The organism is Mesorhizobium sp. B2-3-11, assembly GCF_006442215.1.
Taxonomy (GTDB): Bacteria; Pseudomonadota; Alphaproteobacteria; order Rhizobiales; family Rhizobiaceae; genus Mesorhizobium; species Mesorhizobium salmacidum.
In genome coordinates, this window is record NZ_VFVS01000002.1 from 382,795 (window position 1) to 389,507 (window position 6,713).

A 6,713-nucleotide genomic window follows, 5' to 3' on the forward strand; every position below is an offset into this window, starting at 1 on the left:
TTCACCGCCCGGAGCCTTGGTTTCAATGGTTCCGCAGTCTTGCCTTCCGACGCATCGGTCCGCCCAACCATGTACAACTACCTCGATTTCGAAAAGCCGGTGCAGGATCTTGAGCTCAAGATCCTCGAGCTGAAGAAGCTTGCCGAGAACGGCGAGGCGGTCGATGTCGCCGATGAGATCACCAGGCTCGAGAAGCGCTCGCGCGATGCGCTGCGCGAACTCTACAAGGCGCTGACGCCATGGCAGAAGGTGCAGGTGGCGCGCCACTCCGACCGGCCGCACTGCGTCGACTACATCAAGAGCCTGTTCAGCGACTTCACGCCGCTCGCCGGTGACCGCAATTTCGGCGAGGACCAGGCGATCGTCGGCGGCTTTGCCCGTTTTCGCGGCGAACCCATCGCAATTCTCGGCCAGGAAAAGGGTTCGGACACGGCGAGCCGCCTGAAGCACAATTTCGGCTCGGTACGCCCCGAAGGCTATCGCAAGGCGGTGCGGCTGATGGAGCTTGCCGATCGCTTCAATATCCCGCTGCTGACGCTGGTCGACACGGCCGGCGCCTATCCCGGCGTCGGCGCCGAGGAGCGCGGCCAGGCCGAAGCCATAGCCCGGTCGACCTCGGCCTGCCTTGGCCTGAAAGTGCCGTCCATCTCGGTGATCATCGGCGAAGGCGGTTCGGGCGGCGCCATCGCGATCGCCACCGCCAACCGCGTCTACATGCTGGAACACGCCATCTATTCGGTGATTTCGCCTGAAGGCGCCGCTTCCATCCTGTGGCGCGACACGACCCGCTCCAAGGACGCGGCGACCAACATGAAGATCACCGCCCAGGACCTGCTGGAACTGAAGATCATCGACGCCATCATCCCCGAGCCGATGGGAGGTGCCCAGCGCGCGCCCGAAACGGTGATTGCCGCGACCGGCGATCTCATCGCCAAGACGATGAAGGAATTTGCCGGCGCCAACACCGATTTCCGCGAACAGCGCCGCGAGAAGTATCTGGCGATGGGCCGCAGCCTCTGACGCCTCTTGGGCGGCGGAACACGGATGGCGGAAGCTCCCTGTCCTTGGCAATGTGGCGGCGATGAGCAATTTCGCCACAAAAATGCCGCCCCATTCGGTTCAATGAAATCACCGTGAGATTGGCCGAGCCTTGCGGTAAGGAATTTTCAAGGTTAACGGGCTTACGGTCCGTCGGTGTTCAGCATGCGGGTTTGGCCGTTTCGAAGCCATTGGCCCGAGAAAAAAGACATAGCCTTGCCCATGTTTGCCAAGCTTGCACGTACTGGAGTCCTTGCCGCCTCGATAGCCGTCGCGGGCTGCAATGATTCGTCGATGAAGGACTTTGCCCCGGAAGCCAACAAGCCGCTGCCCGACAAGATCCTTGCCGACATGAGAGCCAAGGGTATGGTCCGCACCTCCTCGGTGATGGCGCGCATCTTCAAGGAAGAAGGCAAGCTCGAGATCTGGAAGGCCAAGACCAACGGCCGCTACGACATGGTGGCGAGCTATGACATCTGCAAATGGTCGGGCAAGCTCGGACCGAAATACACAGAAGGCGACCGCCAGGCGCCGGAAGGTTTTTACACGGTTCGCCCGTCGCAGATGAATCCGCGCTCGAACTACCATTTGTCGTTCAACATCGGCTTTCCCAACGCCTATGATCGTGCCAATGGCCGCACCGGGCAGAATCTGATGGTTCATGGCGCCTGCTCGTCATCGGGCTGCTATTCGATGACCGACGCACAGATCGAGCAGATCTACGCCTTCGGTCGTGACGCCTTCCAAGGCGGGCAGACCGAGTTCCAGATCCAGGCTTTTCCGTTCCGCATGACCGCGGCCAATATGGCGCGCTACCGCAGCGACCCGAATTACGAATTCTGGAAGATGCTCAAGGTCGGCTACGACAATTTCGAGGTCACCAAGGTGCCGCCGAAGGTCGACGTCTGCGATAAACGCTACGTCTTCAACCAGGTGGCCGCCGATGGGCAGACCTTCAATCCGACCGGCCCCTGCCCGGCGACCACGCAGCCGGATTCGCTGAAGAGCGCCTACAACGCCTATCAAAGCACCTATGACGTGGCCTTCAACAGCGCGCTCAAGGCCAGCGTGCCGCCACCCAAGCCGACGATTGCCGGCATCAAGGAAGCCAGCATCGTCTCCGACTGGTCGAAGCGCCGGGCTCGTGGCGAGCGCGTGCCGATCGATCCGCCGTCGCTCAACACCGACGGTTCGGTGACCGAGACGGCGCGCATGGGCCGCATCGATTCGCCCGCCGGCCGCAAGATGGCCGCGCTCGACGCCGAGAAGGCAGCCAAGCAGAAGGCGGAGGAGCAGAGGCTGGCGGCCATCGAGGCCGCCAAGCAAGCCAAGGCACAGGCGTTGGCTGAAAAGGAAGCAGCCAAGGCGCAAGCTGTGGCTGCAAAGGAAGCGGCCAAGGCCGCCAAGGAAGCTCCCGTCGCCACCGCGACCATCGCTGCCCCAACCGAGGCCGCACCTGCGGCCGAGACGCAGGCTGCAAGTGCCGATGAGAGCCGCGTGACGAAGCTGAAGAACAAGCTGCTCGGCATGTTCGGCGGCTGAATTGGCCAATGCATGTCGACCAAAAGTGCGTAGCGGTTTTGGGTCAACGATATGCGTGACTTAGAACAAGCCGCGGTCTATGACCTGAAGGGGCTGAACTGCCCCTTGCCCGCACTGAAGGCGAAAAAACGCCTGGCCGGTATGCAGCCCGGCAGCAGGCTCTGGCTGGAGACCACCGACCCGCTGGCCGTCATCGACATTCCGGCATTCTGCGCCGACAGCGGTCACCAATTGATCGAGACAGCGGCGATGCCCGATGGCCATCGCTTTCTGGTCGAATGTGGCGAACAGCGCCCGTAAGACTCAACGTCCGGCGATCGCCAGCGGATTGTGTTCCAGCGCCGCGCGGTCGGGCGTGTCGACCGACGGCCGGTTGGTGAAGGCAGCGAACAGCCGGCGCACATAGTCTTCCGGCATGTCGAGCGTAATCAGCACCAGACGCGTGCCGCGCTGGCTGTCCGGCCAGGATGGCAGCCGCACCGGCGGATGCAGGATCTTCTGCACGCCATGCACGACCAGCGGCCGCGATGGGTCCTCCTGCAGTTCGATGACGCCCTTCATCCGCAGCAGGTGCTCGCCATGTGTGGAACGCAGGAGATCGAGGAACATCTCGATGGCTGAAAACGGCACCGGCCCGTCATGCACCAGCGAATGGGTTTTTACGCGCTGGTCGTGGCGATGGGCATGATCATGATGATCATGGTGGCCATCATGGTCGTGATCATGCGCGACCTCTTCGCCGAGCCAGCGCCGCACGTCGGCGGACTTGGTGGCCGGGTTGTAGAGGCCGCAGTCGAACAGCACCGCCACACCGGCTTTCGTCTCCCCGACATCAAGCAGTCGAGCCCCGGGATTGATCTGCCGCAGGCGCGCCCGCAGCGTTTCGAGATCGCCGGGATCGGCGACCAGATCGGCCTTGGAGAGCACGATGCGGTCAGCGACCGCGACCTGCTTGACCGCCTCGACATGCGCATCGAGTGTCGCATCGCCGTTGACCGCATCGACCAGGGTGATGACGCCATCGAGCCGAAAAGCCTGGACCAGGGCCGGATGGCCCATGATCGACTGCAGCACCGGTGCCGGGTCGGCCAGCCCCGTGGTCTCGACGATGACGCGGGCAAGGCGGGCGATGCGGCCGGTCTGCAGCCGATCGACCAGGTCGGCCAGCGTGTCGACAAGTTCGCCGCGCACCGTGCAACACAGGCAGCCGTCGGAAAGCTGGATGATGCCGTCGGAGGCCTGCTCGACCAGCAGATGGTCGATCGCCACCTCGCCATACTCGTTGATGATGACCGCGGTGTCGGCCAGCGCCGGATCCTTCAGGAGCCGGTTGAGCAGCGTGGTCTTGCCGGCGCCGAGGAAGCCGGTCAGCACCGAGACGGGGATCGGGAAACCGTTCATCTGATTCTGCCTTTTGATTTGAGCATGATCTCCAGCGAAAACCGGATTTTTTGGATTATGCTCTAATTCGCGACCTTGGCCGACTGGTCGCCTTGCGCGGCGGCACCCGCGATTTTCGGGCCCGTGCCGGCGGGTACCGGCTTGTCGGGCCGCCAGGTCGGGATCGGCACATCGGCATATTCCTGCGCGCCCTCGTCGAGGATTGCTTTCGGCGCCGGACCCGTGGCGCCGCCAAGGCCGACTGCAACCAGTGTCGGCACATGATCGAGCTTCTCCCGATAAGGCGACTTAGGCCGGTCCTTGGCGGCGGCCGGCGGCGGCGCCTCGGACTGCTCCGCCTTCGTCTTCTTCTTGCAGACCTCGTCATGCATGTCGTTGGGCGAGATCAGATCACCGTAAGGCGCGAGCGTGGTGACGGTGGTGGACCCGGCGGCAGGCGCGTCAAAGCCCTGATCGAGCAATTTGGCAGCGGCTTCGGCACGGCTGACCGCCGACTTCTCGCCAAGCACGACCGCCACCAGCGTGCGTCCGTTGCGGGTCGCCGACCCGATCATGTTGAAGCCCGACGGGCAGACAAAACCGGTCTTCATGCCGTCGGCGCCGGGATACCGGCCGATCAGCAGATTGTAGTTCGGAATCGCCTTCTTGCCGACCGCGAGCCCCTCGATCGAGAACCACGGCGCATATTGCGGAAACTCGCGGCGGATCGCCATCACCAGGATCGAAAGGTCGCGCGCCGTCGTGTACTGGTCGGGCGAGTAAAGGCCGTTCGGGTTGACGAAATGGGTGCCGTTCATGCCGAGCCGGGCCGCCTCGGCGTTCATCCTTTCGGCGAAAGCGGCCTGCGAGCCGCCGACATTCTCGCCGACCGCCATGGCGATGTCGTTGGCCGACTTGACCAGCATCATCTTCAGCGCATTGTCGAGCCGCATCACCGAGCCCGGCTTGAAACCCATCTTGCTTGGCGGTTCGCCGGCGGAATGTTTGGTCACCTTGATCGGCGAATCGAGCTGGACTTCTCCGGCCGCGATCGCCCGGAAGGTCACATAGGCGGTCATCAGTTTGCTGAGCGAGGCCGGATACCAGCGCTTGAACGCATCCTGGTGCTGCAGGATCTGGCCGCTCTTCAGGTCGAAGACCACCACCGGATTGGCCAGCGCCGACCCGGCCAGAACCGACAGCATGATTGCGCCAGCCGGGAATAGTTTGAGGAAATGCCTGTGCCGCATGATCGAATCCGAAATCGCCTCTTGCCCTGATTGCCCCTGGCTCCGTAAGATTTCGTTACGTGACCGCCAGCATAAGGATCCGACCCTCAAAAACCGGACCGCATTATTGCGGTGCTATTTACCCTATGTGACGCCAACATGGCAAAGCGCCTGACAATCACAATTGCAAAGCCCGGGGCACAATTGCAAAGCCTGCGGCACAATTGCAAAGCACCGGCCCATTTGCAAAACCTCAGGCTGAAGCCGGCTGCACCAACAACGAAATGGAACCACCATGCCAATCCTGAACCGCGCCGCCGAAATGCAGGACGAAGTCGCCGGCTGGCGACAGCATCTGCACCAGACGCCAGAGCTGAACTTCGATGTCTTCAAGACCGCGGCCTTCGTCACCGAAAAGCTGAAAGAGTTTGGCTGCGACGATGTGGTGACCGGGCTCGGCAAGACGGGCGTCGTCGGCATCATTCGCGGCCGTCAGGGGGAAGGCCCCACGATCGGTTTGCGCGCCGATATGGATGCACTGCCGCTCAAGGAGATCACCGGCAAGCCCTACGCGTCGACCATTCCCGGCAAGATGCATGCCTGCGGCCATGACGGCCACACCGCGATGTTGCTCGGCGCGGCGAAATATCTCGCCGAGACGCGCAATTTCACCGGCTCCGTTGCGGTGATCTTCCAGCCGGCGGAGGAAGGCGGCGGCGGCGGCAACGAGATGGTCAAGGACGGCATGATGGAGCGCTTCGCTATCGCGAAAGTGTTCGGCATGCACAACATGCCCGGCCTGCCGGTCGGCCAGTTCGCCATCCGTCCAGGCCCGATCATGGCGGCGACGGCCGAATTCACCATCACCGTGAAAGGCAAAGGCGGCCATGCGGCGATGCCGCACGGCACGATCGACCCGATCGTCATCGCCAGCCAGCTGGTCGGCGCCCTGCAGACGATCGCTTCGCGCAGCACCGATCCGGTCGAGGCCGTGGTGGTGTCGGTGACCAAGTTCCACGCGGGCGACGCTTACAACATTATTCCGGAATCGGCCGAGATCGCCGGCACCGTACGCACGCTGAAGAAGGAAGTGGCCAAGAAATCGGAAGAGCGTATCCGGGCGATCTGCGCGGGGCTGGCTACCGCCTATGGCGCGACGATCGAAGTCGACTACGACGCGAACTACCCCGTGACATTCAACCATGCGGATGAGACGGTCTTCGCCAGCGATGTGGCCGCCGACGTGGCGGGCGATGCCCAGGTGCACCGCGCGATCCAGCCGGTGATGGGCGGCGAGGATTTCTCCTACATGCTGGAAGCCCGGCCCGGCGCCTTCATCTTCATCGGCAATGGCGAGACCGCCGGTCTTCACAACCCGGCTTATGACTTCAACGACGAAGCCATCCCGCACGGCATGAGCTATTGGGTGAAACTGGCGGAGACGGCGCTAGAGCGTTTCATCGCTTGATTGAATCGGAAGGGATTCCCGGTCGGTCGGATTTGTGATTCAAGATGCTGGCTGGA

Annotated in this window: 6 protein-coding genes; 4 read left to right on the plus strand and 2 right to left on the minus strand. The window is 62.8% G+C overall.

What is annotated here, in order from left to right:
- Positions 1-69: 69 nt before the first annotated feature.
- From FJ960_RS05335 to FJ960_RS05345, 3 genes are all read left to right on the plus strand, one after another.
- Positions 70-1,020 (plus strand): acetyl-CoA carboxylase carboxyltransferase subunit alpha, encoded by a 951-nt coding sequence (locus tag FJ960_RS05335; protein WP_140503360.1) that lies wholly within the window; start codon positions 70-72, stop codon positions 1,018-1,020.
- A gap of 240 nt (positions 1,021-1,260) precedes the next feature.
- On the plus strand, positions 1,261-2,580 hold the full coding sequence (locus FJ960_RS05340) for a murein L,D-transpeptidase family protein (RefSeq protein WP_140712324.1): 1,320 nt from the start codon (positions 1,261-1,263) through the stop codon (positions 2,578-2,580).
- Between the two features lie 51 nt (positions 2,581-2,631).
- Positions 2,632-2,880 carry a sulfurtransferase TusA family protein gene (locus tag FJ960_RS05345; RefSeq protein WP_140712326.1) on the plus strand — a complete coding sequence of 83 codons (249 nt, stop codon included), beginning with the start codon at positions 2,632-2,634 and terminating at the stop codon, positions 2,878-2,880.
- Positions 2,881-2,883: 3 nt separating this feature from the next.
- On the opposite strand, the gene FJ960_RS05350 is transcribed toward FJ960_RS05345, so the two are convergent.
- Positions 2,884-3,981 (minus strand): GTP-binding protein, encoded by a 1,098-nt coding sequence (locus FJ960_RS05350; protein ID WP_140712328.1) that lies wholly within the window; start codon positions 3,979-3,981, stop codon positions 2,884-2,886.
- A 62-nt stretch (positions 3,982-4,043) separates the two neighbouring features.
- Entirely contained in the window at positions 4,044-5,210 is a 1,167-nt protein-coding gene (locus tag FJ960_RS05355; RefSeq protein WP_140712330.1) for a D-alanyl-D-alanine carboxypeptidase family protein, read from the minus strand.
- A gap of 274 nt (positions 5,211-5,484) precedes the next feature.
- Here FJ960_RS05355 and FJ960_RS05360 point away from each other — a divergent pair, with 274 nt between their 5' ends.
- The gene (locus tag FJ960_RS05360) at positions 5,485-6,657 is read left to right on the plus strand and encodes a M20 aminoacylase family protein (protein ID WP_140712332.1); all 1,173 of its coding nucleotides are present in this window, start codon (positions 5,485-5,487) and stop codon (positions 6,655-6,657) included.
- The last annotated feature ends 56 nt before the right edge of the window (positions 6,658-6,713 follow it).

Excerpts from the sequence above, each read along its gene's own strand:
- FJ960_RS05345 (WP_140712326.1), top strand. The coding sequence starts at position 2,632 with ATGCGTGACTTAGAACAAGCCGCGGTCTATGACCTGAAGGGGCTGAAC.
- FJ960_RS05340 (WP_140712324.1), top strand. The coding sequence starts at position 1,261 with ATGTTTGCCAAGCTTGCACGTACTGGAGTCCTTGCCGCCTCGATAGCC.
- FJ960_RS05360 (WP_140712332.1), top strand. The coding sequence starts at position 5,485 with ATGCCAATCCTGAACCGCGCCGCCGAAATGCAGGACGAAGTCGCCGGC.
- FJ960_RS05335 (WP_140503360.1), top strand. The coding sequence starts at position 70 with ATGTACAACTACCTCGATTTCGAAAAGCCGGTGCAGGATCTTGAGCTC.
- FJ960_RS05350 (WP_140712328.1), bottom strand. The coding sequence starts at position 3,981 with ATGAACGGTTTCCCGATCCCCGTCTCGGTGCTGACCGGCTTCCTCGGC.
- FJ960_RS05355 (WP_140712330.1), bottom strand. The coding sequence starts at position 5,210 with ATGCGGCACAGGCATTTCCTCAAACTATTCCCGGCTGGCGCAATCATG.